Origin of the sequence: Neobacillus niacini (assembly GCF_019749295.1) — a bacterium.
Classification (GTDB): domain Bacteria; phylum Bacillota; class Bacilli; order Bacillales; family Cytobacillaceae; genus Neobacillus; species Neobacillus niacini_D.
The window spans coordinates 293,193-318,126 of record NZ_JACWFG010000018.1; the positions used below are offsets into that span (position 1 = coordinate 293,193).

Genomic DNA, 24,934 nt, shown 5'->3' on the forward strand with positions numbered 1-24,934 from the left:
GGAGGGACAAAGATGAATTATATAGTCATTAAGTGTGGCGGAAGTGTGTTAGAAAATCTGCCAAAGTCGTTCTATGAAGATGTCATAGCCCTTCATCAAAAAGGAGAATGGACACCGATTATCGTCCATGGCGGCGGTCCGCTTATTAATAAGTTATTGAATAGCTTAAATGTAGAAACAACCTTTGTGAATGGCCTGAGAGTAACTAATCACGAGGTGTTAGATATCGTAGAAATGGTGTTAAGCGGAACGGTGAATAAACAAGTAGTACGAAACATCATTGAGGCAGGCGGCAGTTCGCTTGGTGTCAGTGGTGTTGATGGAAGTTTACTAAAAGCAAAACCTACAAGTAAAGAGCTTGGATTTGTAGGCGAGGTCGTTGAAGTGAATACCCAAGTCATTGAGAGCATCGTAGAACAGGGTCATATACCTGTCGTTTCACCAATCGGGATTGACTCAAAGGGGCAGCGATACAATATAAACGGAGATGTTGCCGCCAGTGCAGTCGCCAAGGCGTTAGGAGCAAATCTTTGTTTTATCAGTGATATTCCTGGAATTCTAGTTGAAGAAAATGGAGAAAAGTCCAAACTTGATATGGCAACCAAAGCAAAAGTAGAAGAACTAATTGAAAATAAAACCATCTATGGCGGGATGATTCCAAAGGTCAAAGCAGCCATCGATGGGTTGGTTCATAAAATACCCATGGTTGGTATTATTGATGGATTTGAAAAAAATAGCTTGGTAGATTACGTGAACGGCAAAAATATAGGTACCAAAATTGTTTTAGAAGAGGAGATTGCATAATGACCATTAAAACTTCCGTCTCCCCAATTTCGCCAGTAATGGCTACTTATAGCCGCTTTCCTGTTACGTTGGTTAAGGGGAAAGGAAGCTATGTATGGGATGACCAAGGTAAAAAATATTTAGATTTCACTTCAGGGATTGCTACCTGTAACCTAGGGCATGTACCAGATGTCGTAAAAGCAAAGCTTGAAGAGCAGCTGCAAAATCTTTGGCACTGTTCAAACCTATATCATATTCCAAACCAGCAGGAGCTTGCTGCACTGCTTACAGCCAATAGCTGCGGTGACCAGGTTTTCTTTTGCAACAGCGGCGCGGAAGCCAATGAGGCAGCTATTAAGATGGCAAGAAGATACGCCCAGAAGGTTAAAGGAACAGATTCCTTCGGAGTGATTACTTTTCAGCAATCCTTCCACGGCAGAACATTAGCAACATTATCTGCTACAGGGCAGGAAAAGATTCAACAGGGCTTTGCTCCATTAGTCAAAGGCTTTAGTTATCTTCCGTTTAATGATATAGAGGCACTTGAACAGTTAAAAACACTTCAGCCAGCAGCCATTTTACTCGAGCTCGTCCAGGGTGAAGGAGGAGTCATTCCGGCAAATCCTGAATGGGTGAAGAAAATTGCGGAAATTTGTACTGAAAATGACATCCTATTAATGGTTGATGAAATTCAAACAGGAATCGGGCGGACCGGCAGACTGTTTGCTTATGAACAATACGGTATAAAACCGGATGTTATTAGTGTAGCAAAAGGTCTTGGATCTGGGTTTCCAATTGGAGCGATTATTGCGAAAGAAAAGGCAGCAAAAGCATTCGAGCCTGGTACACATGGCAGTACGTTTGGCGGGAATCCATTAGCAACTGCTGCCGGAGTAGCAACGATATCCCATATTATTGAAAGTAATTTATTGAAGCACGTAAATGAAATTTCACTGTATTTTGATGAACTGTTAGCTAAATTCAAAGAAAAGTACAGTTTTATAGAAGAAATTAGAGGAAAAGGCCTTCTAAAAGGGATCGTTGTTGGTAATAAGGCTCCTCAAATCGTTCAAAAGGCAATTGAAAATCAACTATTGATTTTAACAGCGGGACCAAATGTAGTGAGACTGCTTCCGCCATTAACAGTAACGAAAGAAGAAGTGAACGAATTTACAAAAGCATTGGAAACAACATTCCAAAGTATAGAGAAAGGCGAGTGAGTGTTTTGGAACAGGGATATCTTACTTTGGAAACCGGGGAAGTTTTTGAAGGAATACTAATAGGTGCAAACAAGGACTCCATAGGAGAAGTTGTTTTTAATACAAGTATGACTGGATATCAGGAGATCATTACAGATCCTTCTTATGCAGGGCAGCTTATCACTTTCTGTTATCCGATTATCGGAAACTATGGAATCAATGCAATGGACGATGAATGTATTTCCCCTTCCTTAGCAGGAGTGGTGATTGGTGATTTATGCGAAACACCAAGCCATTATCAATCTATTAATAAGTTTTCTGAAAAACTAATGCAGGCAGGAGTTCCAGGCATTGCAGGTGTAGACACAAGATTACTCGTCAAAACGATTCGCAGCCGAGGGACAGTAAAAGGATATTTGAGTAAGGCTAAACAAGAGAAATTTGATGAAAACAAAACCATACCATTTTGGGTAGAAAAAGTTTCGACTAAAAAAATGCAATATTTTAATAATGAAGGACCGCACGTCGTCCTTATCGATTTCGGATATAAGAAATCAATCCTAAATGCACTGCTCGATGAAAATTGTTGTGTTACAATCGTTCCTTTTAATACCTCTTTTGAAAAAATCAAAGCCTTAAAGCCAGACGGGGTGTTATTAAGTAACGGACCTGGAGATCCAATGGCACTGAAACAGTGGTTTCCGGAAATCAAAAAGATTACACAGCATTATCCTACTCTAGGTATCTGCCTGGGGCATCAGTTAATAGCCCTTGCTTATGGGGCGAAGACGGAGAAACTTGCCTATGGACACCGCGGCGGCAATCATCCCGTTAAGGAACTAGCAACAGGTAAGGTGAAAATTACTGCGCAAAATCATGGGTATGTTGTAGTCGATGAAAGTATCGATGCACAGGTTTTCCAGATCACATATCGTAACGTTAATGATAAATCCATTGAAGGATTAAAGCACCGGCGCTTTCCGATTCAAACAGTTCAATTTCACCCGGAAGCACACCCAGGACCAAGTGACACCCATTACATTCTAGAAGATTTTGTTTATCAGATAAATTCCGTGGGAGATAAACGTTATGCCATTAAATAAAAACCTTAAAAAAGTATTAGTAATAGGATCTGGACCGATTGTAATCGGTCAGGCAGCAGAATTTGATTATGCTGGAACACAAGCCTGTATCGCTCTTAAAGAAGAGGGAATACAGGTGGTATTAATCAATAATAACCCAGCAACGATTATGACGGACGAAACCGTTGCCGATAAAGTATATATCGAACCCTTAAATGTAGAAACCATTGAAAAAATTATTCAGAAAGAAAAGCCTGATGGAGTGATTGGAACGTTAGGCGGTCAAACAGGATTGAATCTAACGGTAGAACTCTATGAAAAAGGCATTCTTCAAAAATACAATGTAGCCTTGCTAGGAACCTCTGTAGAATCGATAAAAAATGGCGAGGACCGTGACCGGTTCCGCAGTTTAATGATAAAGATTGACGAACCTATTCCAGAATCTGCGATTATTCATACGTATGAAGAGGGCGTATCGTTTGTCAAAGAAATAGGCTTTCCAGTTATCATCCGACCAGCCTATACACTTGGCGGGCACGGCGGCGGCTTTGCACATAATGAGGAAGAGCTTGAAAATGTTCTCAAGAAAGGTTTAGCAGCAAGCCCGATACATCAGGTCCTTGTTGAAAGAAGCATTAAAGGCTGGAAAGAAATTGAATATGAAGTGATAAGGGACGCAAATGATACCTGCATCATTGTTTGTAATATGGAAAATATGGACCCAGTAGGTGTTCATACAGGTGATTCTATTGTAGTTGCTCCATCACAAACCTTGACAGATGTACAATATCAAATGCTGAGAGACTCTTCTTTAAAGGTAATACGAGAGTTAGAGATTATCGGCGGCTGTAACATCCAGTTTGCGCTTAATCCAGAATCCAACCAATATTGCATTATCGAAGTAAACCCAAGGGTAAGCCGTTCTTCCGCTTTAGCATCAAAGGCTACAGGATATCCAATTGCTAGAACGGCAGCTAAATGTGCAGTTGGCTATCATTTGGATGAGATTGTGAACCCAATAACAGGTAATACCTTTGCATCCTTTGAACCAGCGATTGATTATATTGTGGTAAAACTTCCACGCTTTCCATTTGATAAATTTCCTGAGGCCGACCGTACATTAGGAACACAAATGAAGGCAACTGGTGAAGTAATGGCAATTGACCGAACCTTTGAAGGCGCACTAAATAAAGCAATTCGTTCCATGGAACTAAATATATTCAGCCTTTGTCTGGAAGCGAATAAAAGCATAGATAATGAGGTCTTATTTGAAAAGCTTGAGAGACCAAATGACCAAAGATTATTTATGATCGCAGAAGCATTCAGAAGAGGTATTTCCCTAGAGGAAATTAAGCAGATAACAGAGATAGATTCATGGTTTTTAAATAAGATCAATTCAGTCGTTAGTTTAGAAGTGGAATTAGCATCTTATGCGTGGAGCGATGTACCGCTTCCATTATTAAAAACAGCGAAGCGTCATAATATTTCTGATAAACTACTTTCGCAACTATACAGCATTGAAGAAAAGCAAATAAGAAGTAAATGGAAAGAACTGAACTGGAAACCAGGCTACAAAATGGTTGATACATGTTCTGCAGAATTTGATGCGATTACTCCTTATTACTATTCAACCTGGCTCGGAGCGGATGAAGTAGAAGAAACAAACAGCAGGAAGATTCTAGTTCTTGGTTCAGGTCCCATTCGGATAGGCCAAGGAATTGAATTCGATTACTGCTCTGTCCATGCTGCAAAAGCGATAAAGAAAATGGGCTATGAGGCAGTTGTAATCAACAATAACCCTGAGACTGTTAGTACGGATTACTCAGTTGCTGACCGTCTTTACTTTGAACCATTAACAGCAGAAGATGTTCTTACTGTTATTGAAAAAGAGAAGGTTGAAGGTGTGTTGATCCAATTCGGCGGGCAGACTGCGATAAATTTAGCACATGATCTCGAAGAAGAAGGGGTCAAGATTTTAGGCACAACAGTAGAAAATGTCGATCGTTTCGAGGATCGGAAAGAATTTTATCAGTTACTAGAAGGTCTAAACATCCCGCACATTGTAGGTGAGACCGTTTCACATAAAGATGAATTGCTGGCAGCTGCAGCAAGACTTGGTTATCCAGTATTGGTACGTCCATCCTACGTCATCGGCGGGCAATCGATGTTTACTATTTTTACAGAAGAAGAATTGAACTACTATATCCTTCAGCTTGAGGAAAACTCCTCACAGGATAAAATGTGGCCATTATTAGTAGATCGATATATACCTGGTTTAGAATGTGAAGTGGACGTCATTAGTGATGGAAAGAATGTAATCGTCCCAGGAATCTTTGAACATATCGAAAGGGCCGGCGTACATTCTGGGGATAGTATTAGTGTTTTTCCACCTATCTCATTAGCGAAAGAGACCAAAGAAACATTAATTGATTATGCTGAAAAGATCGCCAAATCGGCCCCAATAGTCGGTATAATGAATATCCAATTTGTTATTTATCAAAATCAAGTTCTGGTCTTAGAAGTAAATCCACGTTCTTCAAGGACGGTTCCAATCATGAGCAAGGTTACAGGAGTTCCAATGATTGAGTGGGCAGTGATGGCTCAATTAGGAATATCCTTGGATTCTCTATCAAATGATACTGGTCTATTAACAGAGCCTAATTATTATTCAGTTAAGTCACCTATATTTTCAAGAAGCAAATTAAAGGGCGTCGACCACGTTTTAGGACCGGAAATGAAATCAACAGGTGAAGTTTTAGGTTTAGGAGCAACCTTCCATGAAGCTCTAGAAAAGGCCTTCCCTTCATCAAGCGATGAAACAGAGAACTATTTGTTCTGCTCCATTTCCGACCGTGAGAAACAAGCCAGCCTTCCGATTCTACAGCAGTTTGTGAATGAAAATTACAAGCTTGCCGCGACCGAAGGAACAGCAAGATTCCTTAAAGAAAAAGGCATTGCCATTGAAAAGGTTATTAGAGGAAACGAAGATGTGAATGAACTTTTCAAAAATAATACCATTCAAGCAGTCATTAATATACCAAATCAAGGAAGAAATAAAATAAAATTTGGTTTTTACATTCGTGAACAAGCGACCCGCTATAATGTGCCGGTATTTACCCATTTAGATACAGTTGAGGCGATGGTAAGTCTTCAGGCTCAAAACTTTACTAAATCTGAGGTACGCACTGTAACGGAATATTACAATATCAAAGAGAGCGGTGTGGAACATGTCAAATGTGATTAATTGGAACGCAAAAGGTGTATCACAGCAGCCAACATTAAAAGGCAAGGATTTCTTATCCTTGTCCGACTTTCATAGTGATGAGATTCTTTACCTTCTTGAAGAAGCAAAAGCGCTGAAAAGCCTTCAAAAACAAGGAAAACTACATCCTTATTTGAGCGGAAAGGTTCTAGGGATGATATTCGAAAAATCTTCTACTCGTACTAGAGTTTCCTTTGAGGTAGGGATGCTCCAGTTAGGCGGGCATGCTATTTTCTTAAGCTCTAAGGATATTCAATTAGGAAGAGGAGAAAGTATTTCAGATACAGCAAAAGTTTTATCACGTTATATCGATTGTATGATGATTCGAACGTTTTCACATGACTCTGTTAAAGAACTGGCAGAGCATGCGACAGTCCCTGTAATCAACGGTCTGACTGATTTGCATCATCCGACACAAGTAATGGCCGATTTATTAACGATACAAGAACATAAAGGTAAATTAGCAGGATTAAAGATGTGCTACTTAGGAGACGGAAACAACAATATGGCTCATTCGTTAATGGAAGGAGCTGCAAAGGTTGGTATGCATATCAGCATTGCTAGCCCAACAGGATATTTACCTGATGGGAAGATCACAGAAAAGGCGATTGAAGCAGGAAAATTAACGGGAAGCAAAATTACCATCACACATAATCCGGTAGATGCCATCAAAGATGCGGATATTGTGGTCACAGATGTTTGGACCAGTATGGGGCAAGAAGCAGAAACAGAAAAGAGATTAAAAGATTTAAGTGCCTACCAAGTAAATACGCAACTTTGCCAACACGCTAAACCAGATTATATCTTTTTACATTGCTTGCCAGCGCACCGAGGAGAAGAAGTAACAGCAGAAATTATCGATGGACCTCACTCTGTAGTGTTTGATGAAGCAGAAAACCGCCTGCATGCTCAAAAAGCAATTTTAAAACTTTTACTAGAATAGTAGATTTTATTAGGAATGTTATGTATAATAATTCTATTGATTGAATATTAATTCATATAGATACGAGGAGAATACAAATGGCAAAGGAAAAAATCGTTTTAGCTTATTCAGGTGGATTAGATACTTCTGTTTCAGTGAAATGGATTCAAGAGAAATATGGCTATGATGTTATTGCACTAGGTCTTGATGTTGGTGAAGGTAAGGATCTAGAAGCAATTAAACAAAAGGCATTGAATGTAGGGGCTGTTAAAGCTTATATGATCGATGCAAAAGAATTATTAGCAAAAGAATATATTCTGCCAGCTTTAAAGGCTAATTGTTTATATGAAGGAAAATACCCGCTATCTTCTGCTCTTTCACGTCCGTTAATTTCTAAATTATTAGTAGAAGTGGCAGAAAAAGAAGGAGCTACAGCAGTAGCACATGGCTGTACTGGAAAAGGGAATGACCAGGTTCGTTTTGAAGTCTCTATTCAAGCATTAAACCCAAGTTTAAAGGTTGTGGCTCCTGTTCGTGAATGGGGCATGACTCGTGATGAGGAAATAGAATATGCCGAGAAAAATGGTATTCCAATTCCTGTGAATTTAGACAATCCTTTCTCGATTGATGCGAATATTTGGGGACGTGCCTGCGAGGCTGGAGTCCTTGAAGATCCTTGGGCAGAAGCGCCTGAAGCTGCATTTGATTGGACAGCTCCAATTGAATTAACACCAGATCAAGCTGAATATCTTGAAATTGAATTTGAGCAAGGTGTTCCAGTTGCACTAAATGGAGAAAAGCTTCCATTAGTAAAATTAATTGAAACCTTGAACGAACTTGGCGGCAAGCATGGTGTAGGCCGTATTGATCATATTGAAAATCGTCTAGTCGGAATTAAATCAAGAGAAGTGTATGAAAATCCTGCAGCGTTAATTTTAATTAATGCACACAAGGAACTAGAGTTTTTAACTCTTACACGTGAAGTTACTCAGTTCAAAACTCAAGTAGAACAGCAAATGGCTAAAATTATTTATGAAGGACTTTGGTATTCGCCAATAAAACCAGCTCTTGATGCCTTTATTGACGAAACTCAAAAAGTAGTTACCGGTACTATTCGAGTAAAACTCCATAAAGGAAACCATACAGTTGTCGGTCGTAAGTCGCCAAACAGCCTTTATAATGAAGAATTGGCAACATACTCTAAAGGTGACGCATTTGATCATAATGCCGCTGTTGGATTCATCAAAATTTGGGGTCTGCCTACAAAGGTTTATTCTGAGGTAAATAATAAAGAAACATTAACGAAATAATGGGGTGCCCTCGAAACCTTTTCGAGGGCAAACTTGTTAGTTTTTGAGGAGGGGCAATCCATGTCCAAATTATGGGGCGGACGTTTTACGAAAGAAACCAATAAGTTAGTTGAAGAATTTACAGCTTCGATTTCCTTTGATCAAAAGCTTGCGAAAGAGGATATTGCCGGCAGCATGGCCCATGTTCAAATGCTGGGTGAATGCGGGATTATTCCATCAGAGGATGCGGAAAAAATTAAAGCAGGACTGCTTGAAATAAAAAAGATGGTTGACAATAATGAAGTTGAATTCTTAGTTGAAGATGAAGATATTCATATGAATATCGAAAAATTATTGATAGAAAAGATTGGTCCTGTCGGAGGCAAGCTTCATACAGGGCGCAGTCGTAATGACCAAGTGGCAACCGATATGCACCTTTACCTGCGAACAAAGACAACGGAATTAATTAAATTACTTGAAGACGTTCAAAGTTCCCTGCTAGTTCAGGCAAAAGAGAATGTTAACACGTTAATCCCAGGTTATACCCATCTTCAGCGTGCACAGCCGGTCTCATTTGCCCATCATGTTATGGCATATTTTTGGATGTTTGAACGCGATAAAGAGAGATTGATTGACAGTTTAAAGCGTGTTAATTGGCTGCCGCTTGGTTCGGGTGCCTTAGCAGGAACCACTTTTCCCATCAAACGCGAACGTGTAGCCGAGATACTGGGCTTTGAAACAATCTATCCAAACAGCATGGATGCAGTCAGTGACAGGGATTTTATTTTAGAATTCCTATCAATTGGCTCCATCATTATGACTCATATTTCAAGATTATCTGAGGAGCTTGTGATCTGGTCCAGCCAAGAGTTCCAATTTGTCGAGCTTGATGACTCATTTTGTACAGGTTCCAGCATTATGCCGCAGAAGAAAAACCCAGATGTTCCTGAGCTGTTAAGAGGAAAAACGGGTCGTACTTTTGGTAATCTGATTGGCTTACTAACCGTCCTTAAGGGCTTGCCGCTTGCTTACAATAAGGATTTACAGGAGGACAAAGAGGGAATGTTCGATACAGTGGAGACACTTGAAGGATCCCTTATGCTGTTAGCGCCAATGATTGAAAGCATGACTGTAAACAAAGATATCATGCGAAAAGCGATTAATAACGACTTCTCAAATGCCACGGATATTGCTGACTACTTGGTTAGAAAAGGTCTTCCATTTAGAGAAGCACATGAAGTCATTGGAAAAATCGTATTATATGCGATTCAAAACCAAAAGTTTTTACTTGATTTAAGCTTTGAAGAGTACCAAGAGTTCAGCTCTTTATTTGAAGAGGATATTTACGAGGTTTTATCACCAGAGCATGTAGTGGCCGTTCGAAATAGCTTCGGTGGTACCTCACCTGAACAGGTGTTAAAACAAATCGAGCTTGGCGAGGGAAAACTAGGTAAATAAGCGAAAACCACCGAAGGGTGGTTTTTTGTTTTTCGTTTTTAAATCCCTAGACCTGTGGATGAGAGCCCATGAATATATAAAAAAAGAAAGATCGGTCACTCATAAGGAAGATGAGAGCCCGAGAACCGATAAAAAAGGAGAGAACGGTCACTCAGAAGGAAGATGAGAGCCCGAGAACTGCAAAAAAAGGAGAGAGCGGTCACTCATAAGGAGTATGAGAGCCCGAGAACTGATAAAAAAAGAGAGAGCGGTCACTCATAAGGAAGATGAGAGCCCGATAACTGATAAAAAGGAGAGAGCGGTCACTCATAAGGAAGATGAGAGCCCGAGAACTGATAAAAAGGAGAGAGCGGTCACTCATAAGGAAGATGAGAGCCCGAGAACTGATAAAAAAGGAGAGAACGGTCACTCATAAGGAGGATGAGAGCCCGAGAACTGATAAAAAAAGAGAGAGCGGTCACTCATAAGGAGGATGAGAGCCCGATAACTGATAAAAAAAGAGAGAGCGGTCACTCATAAGTGGTAACTAGAGAAGGTCAAGTTACCTTTTATTTGTATTACTAACAAAAATATTAGATAATTTCCTCATATGATTTTTTAGGAGGAGGATAACAATGAAATTACGCGTGTCTGTTGTTCAATATCACCTACATACAATAAGTTCCTTTGAAGAGTTCGCCGCACAATGTGAGCATTATATAAAAACGGCTGAGGAATTTGGCGCAGAGTTTGTCCTATTCCCTGAGTTCTTTACCACACAGCTGCTATCGATTGGAAATGGAAAGGGCCAGAGTCTGACTATCAATGACCTGCCAGGCTTCACAGACCAATATAGAGAATTGTTTTCGAACTTTGCCAAACAAACCAACATGCATATCATTGCTGGTACGCACGTCATTGAAAAGGGCGGCAAGCTTTATAATACTGCGCATTTATTTTACCCAGATGGAAGGATTGGCGAGCAGGCTAAGCTTCATATTACCCCTACAGAAGTGAACGAGTGGAACATGGAGAAAGGGGACAGTTTTCAAATTTTTGAAACAGAAAAAGGAAAAATTGCTTTGCTTACCTGCTATGACATTGAGTTCCCTGAAATCGTCCGCATGGCAAAAGCGAAAGGAGCAGATATTATTTTCTGTCCTTCATGTACAGACGACCGCCACGGATTCCATCGCGTTCGGTACACAAGTCATGCACGTGCCGTTGAAAACCAGGTATATGTGGTGTTAACCGGTACTGTAGGTGCTTTGCCAACTGTTGATTTTATGCGAGCTAATTTTGGTCAGGCAGTCATCATAACGCCAAATGACATTCCATTCCCGCCCAAAGGTATCCTTGTGGAGGGAGAATTAAACAACGATATGATCGTTACAGCGGACCTTGATCTGGAATTATTATATGAAGTAAGAGAGCGTGGATCGGTTACCACCTGGCGTGACCGCAGAACAGATTTATATCACGATTGGGAAAAATAATGACAAAGGGTGGAGCTGCCTTGTATCATAGTGAATTCTTTGTTTTTGACCAAGAAAAGCCAATTCCAGTGACTATTCGTAATTACACTCAAGAGGATTTTGATGAGCTCATTCAAATCCAGTCTGAATGTTTTCCGCCCCCATTCCCATCTGAATTATGGTGGAATAAAGAGCAATTAACAAATCATGTTAAGCTTTTTCAAGAAGGGGCAATTTGTATCGAAGTGGACGGGACGCTAGCAGGTTCCTTAACAGGTCTAATTGTCAATTTTGATCCAAATCATATCAATCATTCATGGGAAGAAATAACCGATCATGGATATATTAAGAACCATGACCCTAGTGGGGATACACTCTATATCGTGGATATCAGTGTACGCCCAAGGTTCCGAAAGCTTGGTCTTGGAAAACTCATGATGCAGGCAATGTACCATGTTGTGATTCAGAAAGAACTTGTAAGGCTGCTAGGCGGCGGCAGAATGCCTGGGTATCATAAAAGTGCTGATACCATGACACCAGAACAGTACTTAGATAAAGTTTTAAAAGGGGATATAAAGGACCCTGTTATAACATTCTTGCTTCGCTGCGGAAGAGTGCCAAGGGGTATTGTAGAAAATTACCTGGATGATGAAGAATCATGTCATTATGCTGCCTTAATGGAGTGGAAAAATCCATTTATTAAAGAATAGGGAGAGTTAGCACATGGAATATTTACGTATAACAAGTATCACAGATCCGAACTTTAAAAAACTTCATGACTTAATGAAGGATATTTTCCCGCCAGAGGAAGTATTGGCGTATGAATTATGGAAGGAACCTCTAGAAGACCCGGGTATTCGGGTGTTTGTTGCTGTAAATGGAGAAGAAGTTGTTGGGGCAACGGAATATCGCTATTATCCTGATTGGAATATTGCGATGACGGATTTCACCATTATTAGCAGACCCGGTCTTGGCCTAGGGAGGTTTCTAGCGCAGAATCGTTTAAAGGACCTACAGCAGCTGGCTGTGGATAACGGCAAAGAGCTTTTCGGCATGTTTGCCGAAATCTATGACCCTTACAGAGTGGGTCATGAGTTTGGCGGGGTGAAAGTTATGGATCCTTATGTGCGCCGTGAAGTTCTATCACATTTAGGTTATAAGAGAATTGATTTGGATTATGTACATCCTTCTTGGGAGAATAATGGAGAAGCTGTAAAAGGGCTGGATTTTTGTTTCATGCCTATGAACGATGAGCTAGATTCTATATCAGCTGCACTTGTAGCAGATTTTCTCACTGCCTATTACTCCATTCTTTCCAATAAACCTCTGGAATGGCTTAATATGATTGAAACCTTGAGGAAAAAAGAAAACATCTCCTTATTGCCACTTTAATATTATTAATCGGGAGTCTGTGTTACAGACTCCTTTGTTAGTTACCCACAGATATATCCACATCTAAAATCCTATAGTATAGATACTCTGCGTACTTATGCACATTATACACAGGTGAATGAATAGTTGGTATACATAAGGAATTGGTTTCTAATATTAACACCTTATTAAGTTCACATACTTTCCATATTTCTAACGTTAATATGTTAAAAAACTGTGAAATCCATTGATATTGCTGGTAAGGGGGAGTATAGTGAAGGTGTAAAGGAGATAGTGATTCTATTCACAATCACCTAGTAAAGGTTTTACCGGGTCCTATTGCCTAATGGCAGAAATCTCTCTATAGGGCACGCTGATTGATTGATTTTTCCCCCTCTAAAAATTTTTAAAAGAAGCAGGACTATCCTGCTTCTTCTTTTTTGCAGCAAAAGAATGCTGCCTGCTGGTTAAAAGGGTTATTTATTTCCTGCGTTTGTTTGTAACGCGCTGATTCGCTGCATTTGCTCGTGCCATTGCCTCGAGATCTGCATGGTCCGCAAATTCTGCAGAATACTCCACGTCATTTCCATCGGATTTCATGTTTTTTGGTACCTGTGGAAGTGATCCTTTGTTTTTATCACGAGTTTTATGTCCCTGCGCTCGACCCATTACAAAAACCCCTTTCAATTTTAGCAATAAGGAACTTAAAAATGTTCCCTATATTAGCTTTTACAAATTGAAAGGGGTCCATTAATGGAAAAATTTAAAGTTTTGTTTTACTGTCGTGAAATCCGCCTGCACGGTCTGCTAATTTAAACTCCCGCTGATATAAGACCTCTTGTGTACTAGTTAACGTGTATTTTCCTCTGCCTAAATCTTTTTTCTTTTTTCCACCCATTTTGCTCATTCCTTTCAACATTTTTGTTAATCGTTAAAACCTTATGGGAAAAATTAAGCACTTCTCCATTTTTACCTATTCGGAATGGAATGATACTCAATTGATTAAAAAATATGGTAAAGTAAGTTTGAGGTGAACGATGTGGCTGTTATTACTAAAATCACCACTCAGCAGAAAAATAAAGATCGCTATAATATTTTTATGGATTATGGTAAAGGCGAGGAATACGCTTTTAGTGTCGATAGCGCTGTACTGATTCGGTTTGAGTTAAGAAAAGGCATGGAGATTGATGAATTTTCCATTTTAGAGATACAATTTCAGGACGATATTAGGAAGGCTTATAATCGCGCCATTAATTATTTGGCAAGAAGAATGAGATCCGAAAAAGAGATAAGGGACTATCTTCTTGAAAAGGAAATAGAACAACCTATTATTAATGAAGTAATTCATAAATTGGCGGCGCAAAAATACATAAATGATGAGGAATATGCTCTTTCCTATGTAAGGACTCAAATGAATACGACGGATAAAGGCCCAGACTTAATACGCATGGAATTAAGAGAGAGAGGAATCAATGAGGGTATCATTAAACATGCTATTGCCGAGTACCCTTTTGAAAATCAAGTGGAAAAAGCAATCAAAGTAGCTGAAAAGGTAATCAAAAAAAATTCAAAGGAATCCCAGCGAATCGTTAAACAAAAAGCAGAGCAATTCCTCTTAAGGAAAGGTTACTCTTTCGATGTGATTCTTCTGGCGCTGACTGAAGCTGATACAGATAAGGAACTAGATGATGAAATGGAAGCCATCCGGTATCAAGGTGAAAAAACACATCGGAAATATAGTAAATTTACTGGCTTTGAATACACGCAAAAGATGAAACAGGCACTTTTTCGTAAAGGATTTTCAATGGACCTGATTGAAAAATACTTAGAGGAAGCCGAAAAATCATGACTTAACAACGTCATGATTTTTTACTTTCAATAATAATCTCCTCTTGGTCGAGTTGGTTCATTATTATTTGTGCAACTTCTTTTGGTGAACGGAAGCGGGAATAGTCAGTTATGTGATTGCTTCCATCCCAAAACGGTGTATCCATGCCCCCCATATAAACAGCCTTAATCCTAACCCTGCTATTTTCGAACTCTTTTTGAAGGCTCTCTGTAAAGCCCCTTACAGCAAATTTACTAGCGACATAAACGGATTCATTTACTTTCGCTCTTAACCCAGCAGTAGAAATGATATTCATCACCAGACCTTCACCCTGTTCTTGCAGCATGGGCAATACAGCTTTTGTCATTAATATCGTTCCTAGTACATTAGTATGGAGCATTTCTTTTATCTCGCTCTCTTGGATGTTTAAAAAAGGCCCGAAATGACCAACACCTGCATTGTTAACTAGACCACTTATATGGTGTGTTTTGCTTATTTCGCCAATTTTTCTTGAAATATCGGATTCCTTTTGAACATCAAGCTCAAAAACGTCAGCAGCACCGCCTGTTTCTTCAATTATCTTTTTCACTGTTGAAAGCTTATCTACAGTTCTCCCTGTCAATAAAACATAATATCCTTGTTTTGAAAATAACAATGCTAATTCCTTTCCTAATCCAGAACCAGCCCCAGTTACAATGATGGTTTTCACTAAATCTCTCCTTCGTCCTTTATTATTTATATAAAAATAACTATACTAAAATAAGAGGAAAAACGAAAATGGGAGTGGAAGCTATGCAGCAGGAGAAACGATATAGTACGATGACTGAGCATGAATTAAAGCAGGAAATTGCCCAGTTGCTAGAAAAGGGGAGAAAAGCAGAGCAAATGGGAATGGTCAATGAATATGCTGTACTTGAAAGAAAAGCAGCGATGGCCCGAGCCTATTTATTAGATCCTTCTGCCTTTAAACCTGGTGAAATTTATGAGCTTGAAGGGGACCCAGGTGAATATTTTAAAATTGACTACCTAAATGGTGTATTCGCATGGGGATATCGTTTAAAGGGTGATGGTAAAGAAGAAGCCTTGCCGATATCGATGTTAAAGGGGTTAAAATAGAATAAAGATAAACCAGAGAGTAAAATCTCTGGTTCATCTAAGTTAGCTCTCCTAAATATTAGAAATACTCAGGAGTGTCGTTTTCACGTTCACCAGAAGCACGCATACGCTCCTGCGGATGGGTATTAATGGTGCCGTCAGCCCGTCTTGAAGCATATTCTGCTTTTGCTCGGGGCTCTCCCTCTAGCTTGTTGTTATTTTGATTTGGAAAATTCCTTGCTTTATTTCTCACCATGTTTAGTACCTCCATCAAAGGGAATGAGAAACACCGTGAAAAGCAAAGTGTCTTCACACCAGTGCTTACCACGTGATAATAGTATCCGATATTTAGGTTTAGGTTATGTTAAAAAGAAATTGGCAATGAGGTGAATGTATGAACGATTATCATGAAAGATTAGCCCAGCTTTTGTTAGAAAAAAACGACTCACTCTCCTACAATCAAGCACGAACTTGGGTAGAGTTAATGTGGGAAGACTTTGAAACCACCGCTGCAAAGGCAGGAAGAGATTATCTTGGCAGTGAAATGACAGAAAGAATTGTTAGACAATGGATTGAGAATTATGGCGGGAGACTCCATGACTTTGTTGCCAAAAATCCAAAATATAAGGATTTTCTTATTCAAGACAAAAATAAGTTAAATTAAAGGCGAGCGACTATAAGTCACTCGCCTTTAACATTAACTGGGGATAATACTAAGTTTTTTCCTTAATTTCTGTTCACTAAACACCCAGCCGGTGTAGGAACTAATCGGATTTAACTCTAAATCTAACTGTACCACGGCAACGAATGGATAATGACCATTGCTTCGATATCTCAAATCAATAAATCGAACTTCATAGTGATCATCATACTCATCTAACTCCCACCGGTACACAGGAGAGAAGGAAAGAAATGCCGCAAGATTGCTATCCTTTTTGGCAGCTTCTAGCACAGGTGTATTTGGTACTGGAACCCGTTTAAAGCGGTCTAATATTTCAATATCCGTGCCAACAGCCTTGCCAACAAAGAACTCACCTTCATTCATGGCTGCAATTCTCCAAAGATGAAACTTCATCGTTGGTGCAATAATAATATCTGTTGCGTCTGGTATTATTTTTTTAACCTCAGCCTTTACTTTACCTTGTGCATAAAAGCGGAGAAGGTAATACCCAAACAATACGAAAAACATCGCTAAAAAGGTATAACCAGGATCAGCGCCAAAAACCCATATAATAATGGCTACAATGTGAATCCCAAAAATAATGGGATCAAAGGTATTAATTACCCCTAATGCAACCCATTTAGAGGTGAAGGGTCTTAGAGCCTGAGTACCATAGGCATTAAAGATGTCTACAAACACATGGATAAACACCGCTGCAAACGTCCATCCCCAGAGGTGGAGAAGATTAGCGTTCGGAAAAAACGGAAAAATCACTGCTGTCAGAATAAGCGGCCATAAAAATACTGCTGGAATAGAGTGGGTAACACCTCGATGATTACGAATATATATGGCATTATTTCTTAACTTTAAAACGGTATCAATATCAGGTATTTGTGAGCCGGCAATTGTAGCGATTAATACACTTGTTGCTGTTACAGAGCTGCTTGCTACCACAGGATCAAGAGTCGCAAGACCACCAAGAGCAATTCCCATTACAACATGAGTTCCAGTATCCAAAAGGAAAAATCCTCCTTTAATAAAATGTCTAGCGCAAGCGGCCTAGGGGCTCGGGGTCATAAGCCAATCCGTCAGAAAGGTTAAAAAACAACCTTCCCGCCGGCTCGTCTTATGCCTGTCGCCCCTGGGAAAAAATGAACTGCTTTTTTCCCTGGTCAAGGCGCTTCCGCTTTTCTTTTATCTTGTCAAAATCATTAATATGGCTTATCGTTAAAAAATGCTTATTATTATATTCCCTTATTTCTTTTTGTTTAACAGGCTGGAGGCATTTTTGTAATGGAAAATGAGTTGAAAAATATAGAAAAGATCTCAATAAAAAGTTTTCAAGAAGATTTAATATCCTGGTTTAAAGATGAACAACGTGATTTGCCATGGAGGAAAGACCAGGACCCATATAAGGTATGGGTTTCCGAAATCATGCTTCAGCAAACCAGAGTTGATACGGTTATTCCTTATTTTAATCGATTTATCGAATGGTTTCCAACAATAAATGATCTGGCGAGTGCCAATGAAGATAAAGTTCTAAAAGCATGGGAAGGACTAGGTTATTATTCGCGAGTGAGAAATTTACATTCAGCTGTAAAGGAAGTAAATGAGAAATATAATGGCCAAGTACCCAATACTCCAAAAGACATTTCAAACCTTAAAGGAGTAGGTCCTTACACGGCTGGTGCCATTTTAAGTATTGCTTATGGGATACCTGAGCCAGCAGTAGATGGAAACGTGATGAGGGTGTTATCTAGAATCCTTTCGATTTGGGAGGATATTGCTAAGCCATCGACAAGAAAGATATTTGAAAAAGCAGTGAGAGAGTTAATCTCCCATGATGATCCTTCTGCCTTTAATCAAGCATTAATGGAACTCGGTGCATTAATTTGTACCCCAACATCACCTTCTTGCCTACTTTGTCCAGTACGTGATCATTGCCAAGGCTTTCATGAGGGAGTAGAGTCAGAACTTCCAATTAAGTCAAAAAAGAACTCACAAAAAAGTGTTGATTTAGCAGCTGTTGTTGTAAAGGATGAAAAAGGCAGGATCTTAATCCATAAACGCCCGGAGACTGGCCTTTTAGCAAACCTATGGGAATTCCCAAATGTTGAAATGCATCAACCAGTTTTAATGGACCGGTCACAAATTACAGATTTATTTAATGAATCATTTGATATGAATATTAAGCTAGAAAAAAGTATTGGTCAAATAGAACACATTTTTTCCCATTTAATTTGGAACATACGCGTATATACAGGAACCATTAACTCTAATTTTCCGGAAGGGACAGAATGGAAGTTTCTTACGCTGCAAGAAATGGAAGAGTACGCCTTTCCAGTTTCATTCCATAAAATCCTTAAGTTGTATAAAGAGAACGCCTAAAATTAGGCGTTCTCTTTTTATTAATCGTAACTCACTTTGGTACCATGTGTATAATCTGCTTCTTGACGCTTGATTCCGCCGCGATTTTCAATTTCCTCAATGATTTCACGATGAATGGTTACGCCCTCACTGTTTAGGTATGGTGCTATTTGCTGTAATGAGTGGTGAAAGAAGGCTAGCTCGCTGTCCCTCCAATCAGTTTTAGAGACCATAGAAAGCTCTGTCATATCCCGTCCTACATACATAATCTTCTTCCTTTCTCATTTGATTAATAGACATAGGTTTTGTATTCAATTGTCATCTATGCATGAAAAGTTTAAAATGATTACAAAACATGATTAAGAAGGGAAACGAGTATATGACACAGAAAGTAGCACTTATTACAGGAAGCAGCAGAGGAATAGGGAAAGCCACAGCCTTACGACTAGCACAAGAAGGATATGATATTGTCATTAATTATGCTAGAAGTAAAAGTTCTGCACTGAAGGTAGCGGAGGAAATTGAAGCTCTAGGCAGAAAAGTTCTAGTGGTAAAAGCAAATGTAGGGGATGTTAGTAAAATTAAAGCTATGTTTCAACAAATTGACGAAGAATTCGGCAGGCTGGATATCTTTGTTAATAATGCAGCTTCTGGTGTACAACGCCCAATTATGGAGTTAGAAGAAAATCACTGGGATTGGACATTAAATATTAACAGTAAAGCTTTATTATTCTGTGCTCAGGAAGCTGCGAAATTAATGGAGAAAAATGGCGGCGGTAAGATTGTCAGTATCAGTTCTCTAGGTTCCATTCGTTATTTAGAAAATTACACGGTAGTCGGTGTATCAAAGGCAGCTTTAGAAGCCTTAACCAGGTATTTAGCAGTTGAGCTGGCTCCTAAAAATATTGTTGTAAATGCCGTTTCTGGCGGGGCTGTGGATACGGAAGCGTTAACTCATTTTCCAAACCGTGAGGAGCTTCTTCAGGAAGCAAAAGAGAAAACTCCTGCGGGACGAATGGTGGAAATTGAGGACATGGTTAATTGTATTATGTTCCTCTTAGGTGAGGAATCCAGCATGATTAGAGGTCAAACCATTATTGTAGATGGCGGTATTTCTTTATTGGTTTAGGCTGAAATTTTTTTGAAATTTTTTTGGATAGTCTCCACACCTCCTGGGTATCTTAATTTTTGTGGAGGTGATTACAATGGCAAACAACTTCAACCAACAACCAAACAAAACTTCTGCTGGAACTAACATCCAAGAAGTTAGACAACAAAATGCACAATCTCAAGGCGGTCAAGGTTCTGCTGGTCAATTCGGAACTGAATTCGCTAGCCAAACAGATGCTGCAGAAGTAAGAAGACAGAATCAGCAATCTCAAAGCGGTCAAGGTTCTGCTGGTCAATTTGGCCAAGAATTCGCTAGCCAAACAGATGCTGCTGAAGTTAGAAAACAAAATCAGCAATCTCAAGCTAATAAAGGCCAAGGAAATTCAGGTCAATTCGGCCAAAGCTAATAAGTAATGAAGCAGAAGGCACCCTTAATTCGAAGGGTGCCTTCTTAGTGCGGTAAAATAATTATCGACAAAACTTCTCTCAAGTCTACATAAGTAGTCAAAGGAAAATTCAGTTTGTTAAAGAATACATATTAGGAAGTAAATATAAGGCGGTGTGGTATATGGATCATTTTAACCGTTTAGTATCTGAGCAGATGATGACAATGGAAAAATTACTATACCTTCAAGGAGAGCTTGAACGTTGTCAAGAGATTGAAGAACAACTACTGGCTTTGCAGAATGAAACGGAGTTAGAGAGTGTCCAATTTGATATTAATCAAATGAAAAAAGAGTTAAAAGAGATTCAAGCTATATTTGAAAGACAGACGGAGGAAGTCATTCAATCCTATCGTGAAACTGATCTAGAGCCTTCATTATAGGTCGAAAATCGAAAAATGAATGAAAAATATGCAATTTTTTTCAAAGAGTCATTGAAATCAATGGCTCTTTTGTTTTAAATTCCTTATTCAACCGTTATAATAATAAGAAATAGTAAATAAACTTTGTTGCCATTTGTCGTTATTTGCACACAGAAGATCGGTTACAAAGCTTTTAGGAAGGAAGAAGGGGAGAACATGGGCGTACCCATCGAAGGTGAACCAATACAAATACATAGCTATAAACACAATGGGCACATCCATCGCGTCTGGGAGGAAACGACCGTATTAAAGGGATCGCAAAATCTGGTAATTGGCGGAAATGACCGCACAATTGTAACGGAATCAGATGGAAGAACATGGATTACAAGAGAACCAGCGATTTGTTATTTTCATTCACAATATTGGTTTAATATTATTGGAATGATTCGTGAAGATGGTATTTATTACTATTGTAATCTTAGCTCACCATTTATTTTTGATGGTGAAGCGGTTAAATATATTGATTATGACCTTGATATTAAGGTATTCCCTGATATGACGTTTAATTTGTTAGATGAGGATGAGTATGAACGCCACCGTCGCGAGATGAAATATCCCGAAGTAATTGACCAAATTTTGAAAAGAAATGTTGATAAGCTCATTCAATGGATTCGCCAGCGCAAAGGACCATTTGCACCTGATTTTATTGATATCTGGTATGAGCGTTATTTAACATACCGACGTTAATGGAAAATGTTTTATCGCCTAGGAAAGATGATGAAGATACCTACAAACGCCATCGTAGTTATCTTCATCATCTTTCCTGTGTTGAGAGGACTCTAGCAGAGATATTCGTTGTAAATTGTACAAGGAAGGGGAGCTACCTTTGAGCAGCGTACGCAGGTACCTTCAGTTTGTAAAACCATATCGAGTCCAAATTATTGGGACAATCATTATTGGAGTTATTAAATTTGGCATTCCGCTTTTGATACCAATGCTCATTAAATATGTAGTGGATGATATCATAGGAGCGGGTAGTCTAACGAATGATGAGAAAATAAATAAATTACTGATTATTATGGGTGTAATGATTGTGGTTTTTGTCGTAGTAAGACCGCCTATTGAGTATTACCGCCAATATTTTGCTCAATGGACTTCAAGTAAAATTTTATATGATATACGAGATAAAATGTATTCACATATACAAAAATTGAGCTTTAAATATTATGCTAATACACGTTCAGGAGAAGTTATTTCTCGTGTCATTAATGATGTGGAACAAACAAAGACATTTGTAATAACTGGTTTAATGAATCTTTGGCTTGATATAGCAACGATTATTATTGCAATCATTATTATGTTTTACATGAATGTCAGTCTTACTTTTGTATCCATATTGCTATTCCCGCTTTATGCGATTTCTATCAAGTACTTTTTTGGTAATCTACGTAAACTTACCCGTTCCCGGTCACAGGCACTTGCAGAGGTACAAAGCTATTTACATGAACGGGTGCAAGGAATGCCAGTGATTAAAAGCTTTGCGATAGAAGCTTTTGAACAAAAGCAGTTTGATAAACAGAATAAGAACTTTTTAGATAAGGCTTTAGAGCACACGAGCTGGAATGCGAAGGCGTTTGCAGCTGTTAATACGATTACCGATATTGCACCGCTGCTGGTGATTGGCTACTCAGCGTACTTGGTTATCCAAGGGAGTTTGACGCTGGGAACTATGATTGCGTTCTTTGCTTATATTGATAAATTGTACAACCCATTAAGAAGGCTTGTGAATTCTTCCACAACCCTGACACAGTCATTTGCTTCGATGGACAGGGTATTTGAATTCCTTGATGAAAAATATGATATTGTCGATGCTCCTAATGCCGTACAGTGCAAGGATGTGAAGGGTGACATTACTTTTGATCATGTTCAATTTACATACAATGAATCTGAGGAAATGATACTGAAAAACATCAATCTTGATGTAAAAAAAGGGGAAACAATTGCCCTCGTTGGGATGAGCGGAGGAGGCAAGTCGACACTTGTCTCACTGATCCCTCGTTTCTATGATGTTACGGAGGGGAAAATTCTCCTAGATGGAGTAGATATCCGTAATTTCAATGTTCAGTCATTACGAGACAAAATTGGAGTAGTCTTCCAGGACAATATCTTATTTAGTGACTCAGTTAAGAACAATATTTTATTAGGAAAACCTGGTGCAAGTGATGAAGAGGTTTATCAAGCTGCGAAGGCGGCCAATGCGCACGATTTTATCGAGAATCTGGCAAATGGTTATGATACGAAGGTTGGAGAAAGAGGCGTAAAGCTTTCAGGCGGCCAAAAGCAAAGAGTGGCTATTGCCCGTGTATTTTTACGAAACCCTCCAATTTTAATATTAGATGAGGCAACCTCTGCTCTTGATTTAGAGAGTGAACACCTTATCAAAGAGGCACTTGATAAGCTGGCGAAGGATCGGACAACATTTGTGGTAGCCCATCGTTTATCCACCATCACGCATGCAGATCGAATCGTCTTAATTGAACACGGTAACATTGTTGAAGTGGGCAAACATGAAGAATTAATGGCGAAACAGGGCAATTATTATAAACTATTTCAAGTACAGCAGCTTGAACAGCATGAAGAAAAAACACCGCTGCAAGCTTAGAAAAGAGCATAAAAAAATGACGTATGAAATAACATACGTCTTTTTTTTATGGAATGGAATGATACTAGGAGAATCGTTCCCTTGTAGGGCGAGAAAGGAGGGACAAGGGAACAATACTAGGAGAATCGTTCCCTCGTAGGGCGAGAAAGGAGGGACAAGGGAACAATACTAGGAGAATCGTTCCCTTGTAGGGCGAAAAAGGAGGGACAAGGGAACAATACTAGAAGAATCGTTCCCTAGTAAGGCGAGAAAGCTGGGACAAGGGAACAATACTTCTTATAAGCTATTAAGCAAAAAAGGCAGCGAATTTGCTGCCTTATTGTCCAAATTATATTTCATAAGAAAACGAGTAAAAGCTGCGTAGAGCTTTTTATTCGATTTCTTTCTGCTCAATCGATACCTCATTATGATGAAAAGACTGAAAGCTTGTTATTAAGGTATCTAAATGTTCTACCTGTTCCCCGTAATCAATGATGGAAGAAATAATCTGCATGGTATGATATAAATGGGGATCGTCTTGATCGCTGAAGAGCTTTTGATGGGCCAAAAACAGGTCAAATAGTTCCTTCTTATTAATACAGTTACCTGCCTCGTTATCTAAAGGAGTAGGTACTTTTCCAATAAATCTAAGCATTAACTGCTCATGGTGGTAAATGACACTATCGAGCTGTTCCTGTATGGATTGTTGAAAATTTTCAGGAAGATGAAGCATTTCATTTTCAAATCTATGGAGTTTCTTTAATGTATCAAGCGCTCTTTTGGCAGTGGATGTCATCTGTCTGAAAATCACAAGCTTTCTAGACTTTTCAAAACTATTCTTTTTAAAATAGCTTCTTTCTTCTTTATACATTAAATAAAACTGACTGATTTTTATTAAATTATCTTTTAATTTTTCAATATCGGTCTTCAACAGATTGTGGTCGAAGTCATGCCGAGTACTTAATCGTATCCAGCGGATAATTTCCTCTGTTGTTCCTGAAATCTTAAAATATAGCTTATTTTCATATTTTGGCGGCAGGAAAACAAGGTTTACCACGAATGCAGAAAAGACCCCAATCATAATGGTTGAGAAGCGAATTCCGGCAAACGGAATAAAATCAGTGCCAGGGGTTTCCATGATTGAAATGAGCGTGACAAGAGAAAGTCCGATTGTATTTTCAATTTTTAGTTTAAGATTAATGATTATAACAATCACAGCGGCTAAACCAATGATGATAATATGATTTCCTAGTAGAAGAACAAAAATGACAGCAAGAATTGCACCAATTAAATTTCCTTGTATTTGTTCAACAATCGTTAAATAAGAACGATAAATGGTTGGCTGAATCGCAAAGATTGCAGCAATACCTGCCAATACAGGAGAGGGTGAGTGCAGCAGCTGTGCTAAATAAAGGGATAAAACAATTGCAATTCCCGTTTTAAAAATGCGGGCACCTAACTTCATTCTAAATAATTTCCTTTCAAATTTAAGTGGTTGTTCTTAGTTTACTTCATAATGAACATTTACGTACTATACATGGATTAAAACATTTAATCAAGAGATATTATATGAATTTAATCCAGTATTAGATAAAGATATTTTCCAA

At 38.9% G+C, this 24,934-nt stretch carries 27 protein-coding genes; 20 read left to right on the forward strand and 7 right to left on the reverse strand.

Features of this window, described 5'->3' with window-relative positions; genetic code table 11:
• Positions 1–12: 12 nt before the first annotated feature.
• The 11 genes from argB (at position 13) to H0184_RS22755 (ending at position 12,841) form a co-directional block, all read left to right on the forward strand.
• On the forward strand, positions 13–804 hold the full coding sequence (gene argB / locus H0184_RS22705; protein ID WP_221828718.1) for an acetylglutamate kinase: 792 nt from the start codon (positions 13–15) through the stop codon (positions 802–804).
• Positions 804–2,003, forward strand: a complete 1,200-nt coding sequence (locus tag H0184_RS22710; RefSeq protein ID WP_221828720.1) for an acetylornithine transaminase — start codon at positions 804–806, stop codon at positions 2,001–2,003. The genes argB and H0184_RS22710 overlap by 1 nt, the downstream gene beginning before the upstream one ends.
• 5 nt (positions 2,004–2,008) lie before the next feature.
• Positions 2,009–3,085, forward strand: coding sequence for a carbamoyl phosphate synthase small subunit (locus tag H0184_RS22715; protein ID WP_221828812.1), 1,077 nt, complete (start codon positions 2,009–2,011; stop codon positions 3,083–3,085).
• Complete coding sequence (gene carB / locus H0184_RS22720; protein WP_221828721.1) at positions 3,072–6,308, forward strand: carbamoyl-phosphate synthase (glutamine-hydrolyzing) large subunit; 3,237 nt, start codon at positions 3,072–3,074, stop codon at positions 6,306–6,308. The genes H0184_RS22715 and carB overlap by 14 nt, the downstream gene beginning before the upstream one ends.
• Entirely contained in the window at positions 6,292–7,269 is a 978-nt protein-coding gene (gene argF / locus H0184_RS22725) for an ornithine carbamoyltransferase (RefSeq protein ID WP_221828724.1), read from the forward strand. Before carB ends, argF begins: the two co-directional genes overlap by 17 nt.
• Positions 7,270–7,346: 77 nt before the next feature.
• Complete coding sequence (locus tag H0184_RS22730) at positions 7,347–8,558, forward strand: argininosuccinate synthase (RefSeq protein WP_221828726.1); 1,212 nt, start codon at positions 7,347–7,349, stop codon at positions 8,556–8,558.
• Between the two features lie 60 nt (positions 8,559–8,618).
• The gene (gene argH, locus H0184_RS22735) at positions 8,619–9,995 is read left to right on the forward strand and encodes an argininosuccinate lyase (RefSeq protein ID WP_221828728.1); all 1,377 of its coding nucleotides are present in this window, start codon (positions 8,619–8,621) and stop codon (positions 9,993–9,995) included.
• Between the two features lie 214 nt (positions 9,996–10,209).
• Positions 10,210–10,410 carry a hypothetical protein gene (locus H0184_RS22740; RefSeq protein WP_221828729.1) on the forward strand — a complete coding sequence of 67 codons (201 nt, stop codon included), beginning with the start codon at positions 10,210–10,212 and terminating at the stop codon, positions 10,408–10,410.
• A 199-nt stretch (positions 10,411–10,609) separates the two neighbouring features.
• Positions 10,610–11,470: a carbon-nitrogen hydrolase family protein gene (locus H0184_RS22745; RefSeq protein ID WP_221828731.1), complete on the forward strand. Its 861-nt coding sequence runs from the start codon at positions 10,610–10,612 to the stop codon at positions 11,468–11,470.
• A gap of 20 nt (positions 11,471–11,490) precedes the next feature.
• Complete coding sequence (locus H0184_RS22750) at positions 11,491–12,159, forward strand: GNAT family N-acetyltransferase (protein WP_260631731.1); 669 nt, start codon at positions 11,491–11,493, stop codon at positions 12,157–12,159.
• Between the two features lie 13 nt (positions 12,160–12,172).
• Positions 12,173–12,841, forward strand: coding sequence for a GNAT family N-acetyltransferase (locus tag H0184_RS22755; RefSeq protein ID WP_221828734.1), 669 nt, complete (start codon positions 12,173–12,175; stop codon positions 12,839–12,841).
• 459 nt (positions 12,842–13,300) lie between these two features.
• On the opposite strand, the gene H0184_RS22760 is transcribed toward H0184_RS22755, so the two are convergent.
• Both H0184_RS22760 and H0184_RS22765 read right to left on the reverse strand, forming a co-directional pair.
• Positions 13,301–13,489: a YfhD family protein gene (locus tag H0184_RS22760; protein ID WP_090760423.1), complete on the reverse strand. Its 189-nt coding sequence runs from the start codon at positions 13,487–13,489 to the stop codon at positions 13,301–13,303.
• Positions 13,490–13,583: 94 nt separating this feature from the next.
• Complete coding sequence (locus H0184_RS22765; RefSeq protein WP_221828736.1) at positions 13,584–13,718, reverse strand: YfhE family protein; 135 nt, start codon at positions 13,716–13,718, stop codon at positions 13,584–13,586.
• A 141-nt stretch (positions 13,719–13,859) separates the two neighbouring features.
• On the opposite strand from H0184_RS22765, the gene recX reads away from it, so the two are divergent.
• Positions 13,860–14,669 (forward strand): recombination regulator RecX, encoded by an 810-nt coding sequence (recX, locus tag H0184_RS22770; protein WP_221828738.1) that lies wholly within the window; start codon positions 13,860–13,862, stop codon positions 14,667–14,669.
• 10 nt (positions 14,670–14,679) lie between these two features.
• Here recX and H0184_RS22775 read toward each other — a convergent pair whose 3' ends face one another.
• Positions 14,680–15,357 (reverse strand): SDR family NAD(P)-dependent oxidoreductase, encoded by a 678-nt coding sequence (locus H0184_RS22775; RefSeq protein ID WP_221828740.1) that lies wholly within the window; start codon positions 15,355–15,357, stop codon positions 14,680–14,682.
• A gap of 83 nt (positions 15,358–15,440) precedes the next feature.
• Here H0184_RS22775 and H0184_RS22780 point away from each other — a divergent pair, with 83 nt between their 5' ends.
• A complete protein-coding gene (locus H0184_RS22780; RefSeq protein ID WP_221828742.1) occupies positions 15,441–15,764 on the forward strand; it encodes a YfhH family protein in 324 nt (107 codons plus the stop codon).
• A gap of 58 nt (positions 15,765–15,822) precedes the next feature.
• On the opposite strand, the gene H0184_RS22785 is transcribed toward H0184_RS22780, so the two are convergent.
• Positions 15,823–15,996, reverse strand: a complete 174-nt coding sequence (locus tag H0184_RS22785; protein WP_179161444.1) for a small, acid-soluble spore protein K — start codon at positions 15,994–15,996, stop codon at positions 15,823–15,825.
• A 141-nt stretch (positions 15,997–16,137) separates the two neighbouring features.
• Between H0184_RS22785 and H0184_RS22790 the strand changes: the two genes are divergently transcribed.
• Positions 16,138–16,407 (forward strand): YfhJ family protein, encoded by a 270-nt coding sequence (locus tag H0184_RS22790; RefSeq protein ID WP_221828744.1) that lies wholly within the window; start codon positions 16,138–16,140, stop codon positions 16,405–16,407.
• A 33-nt stretch (positions 16,408–16,440) separates the two neighbouring features.
• Here the strand turns inward: H0184_RS22790 and H0184_RS22795 are convergent, their stop codons facing one another.
• Complete coding sequence (locus tag H0184_RS22795; RefSeq protein ID WP_221828746.1) at positions 16,441–17,421, reverse strand: metal-dependent hydrolase; 981 nt, start codon at positions 17,419–17,421, stop codon at positions 16,441–16,443.
• Between the two features lie 276 nt (positions 17,422–17,697).
• Between H0184_RS22795 and mutY the strand changes: the two genes are divergently transcribed.
• Positions 17,698–18,792 (forward strand): A/G-specific adenine glycosylase, encoded by a 1,095-nt coding sequence (mutY, locus tag H0184_RS22800; protein WP_221828748.1) that lies wholly within the window; start codon positions 17,698–17,700, stop codon positions 18,790–18,792.
• A 20-nt stretch (positions 18,793–18,812) separates the two neighbouring features.
• Here the strand turns inward: mutY and H0184_RS22805 are convergent, their stop codons facing one another.
• Positions 18,813–19,037 (reverse strand): hypothetical protein, encoded by a 225-nt coding sequence (locus tag H0184_RS22805; RefSeq protein WP_221828750.1) that lies wholly within the window; start codon positions 19,035–19,037, stop codon positions 18,813–18,815.
• 113 nt (positions 19,038–19,150) lie between these two features.
• On the opposite strand from H0184_RS22805, the gene fabL reads away from it, so the two are divergent.
• The 5 genes from fabL to H0184_RS22830 all read left to right on the forward strand — a co-directional run bounded on the left by fabL (position 19,151) and on the right by H0184_RS22830 (position 23,348).
• Positions 19,151–19,900 carry an enoyl-[acyl-carrier-protein] reductase FabL gene (fabL, locus tag H0184_RS22810; protein ID WP_221828752.1) on the forward strand — a complete coding sequence of 250 codons (750 nt, stop codon included), beginning with the start codon at positions 19,151–19,153 and terminating at the stop codon, positions 19,898–19,900.
• A 76-nt stretch (positions 19,901–19,976) separates the two neighbouring features.
• The gene (locus H0184_RS22815) at positions 19,977–20,288 is read left to right on the forward strand and encodes a gamma-type small acid-soluble spore protein (protein WP_221828814.1); all 312 of its coding nucleotides are present in this window, start codon (positions 19,977–19,979) and stop codon (positions 20,286–20,288) included.
• 161 nt (positions 20,289–20,449) lie between these two features.
• Positions 20,450–20,707, forward strand: coding sequence for a YgaB family protein (locus tag H0184_RS22820; RefSeq protein ID WP_221828754.1), 258 nt, complete (start codon positions 20,450–20,452; stop codon positions 20,705–20,707).
• Between the two features lie 195 nt (positions 20,708–20,902).
• Positions 20,903–21,433, forward strand: a complete 531-nt coding sequence (ntdP, locus tag H0184_RS22825) for a nucleoside tri-diphosphate phosphatase (protein WP_063254541.1) — start codon at positions 20,903–20,905, stop codon at positions 21,431–21,433.
• Between the two features lie 139 nt (positions 21,434–21,572).
• Complete coding sequence (locus H0184_RS22830) at positions 21,573–23,348, forward strand: ABC transporter ATP-binding protein (RefSeq protein ID WP_221828755.1); 1,776 nt, start codon at positions 21,573–21,575, stop codon at positions 23,346–23,348.
• Between the two features lie 370 nt (positions 23,349–23,718).
• On the opposite strand, the gene H0184_RS22835 is transcribed toward H0184_RS22830, so the two are convergent.
• Positions 23,719–24,792: an FUSC family protein gene (locus H0184_RS22835; protein ID WP_221828757.1), complete on the reverse strand. Its 1,074-nt coding sequence runs from the start codon at positions 24,790–24,792 to the stop codon at positions 23,719–23,721.
• Positions 24,793–24,934 lie beyond the last annotated feature (142 nt).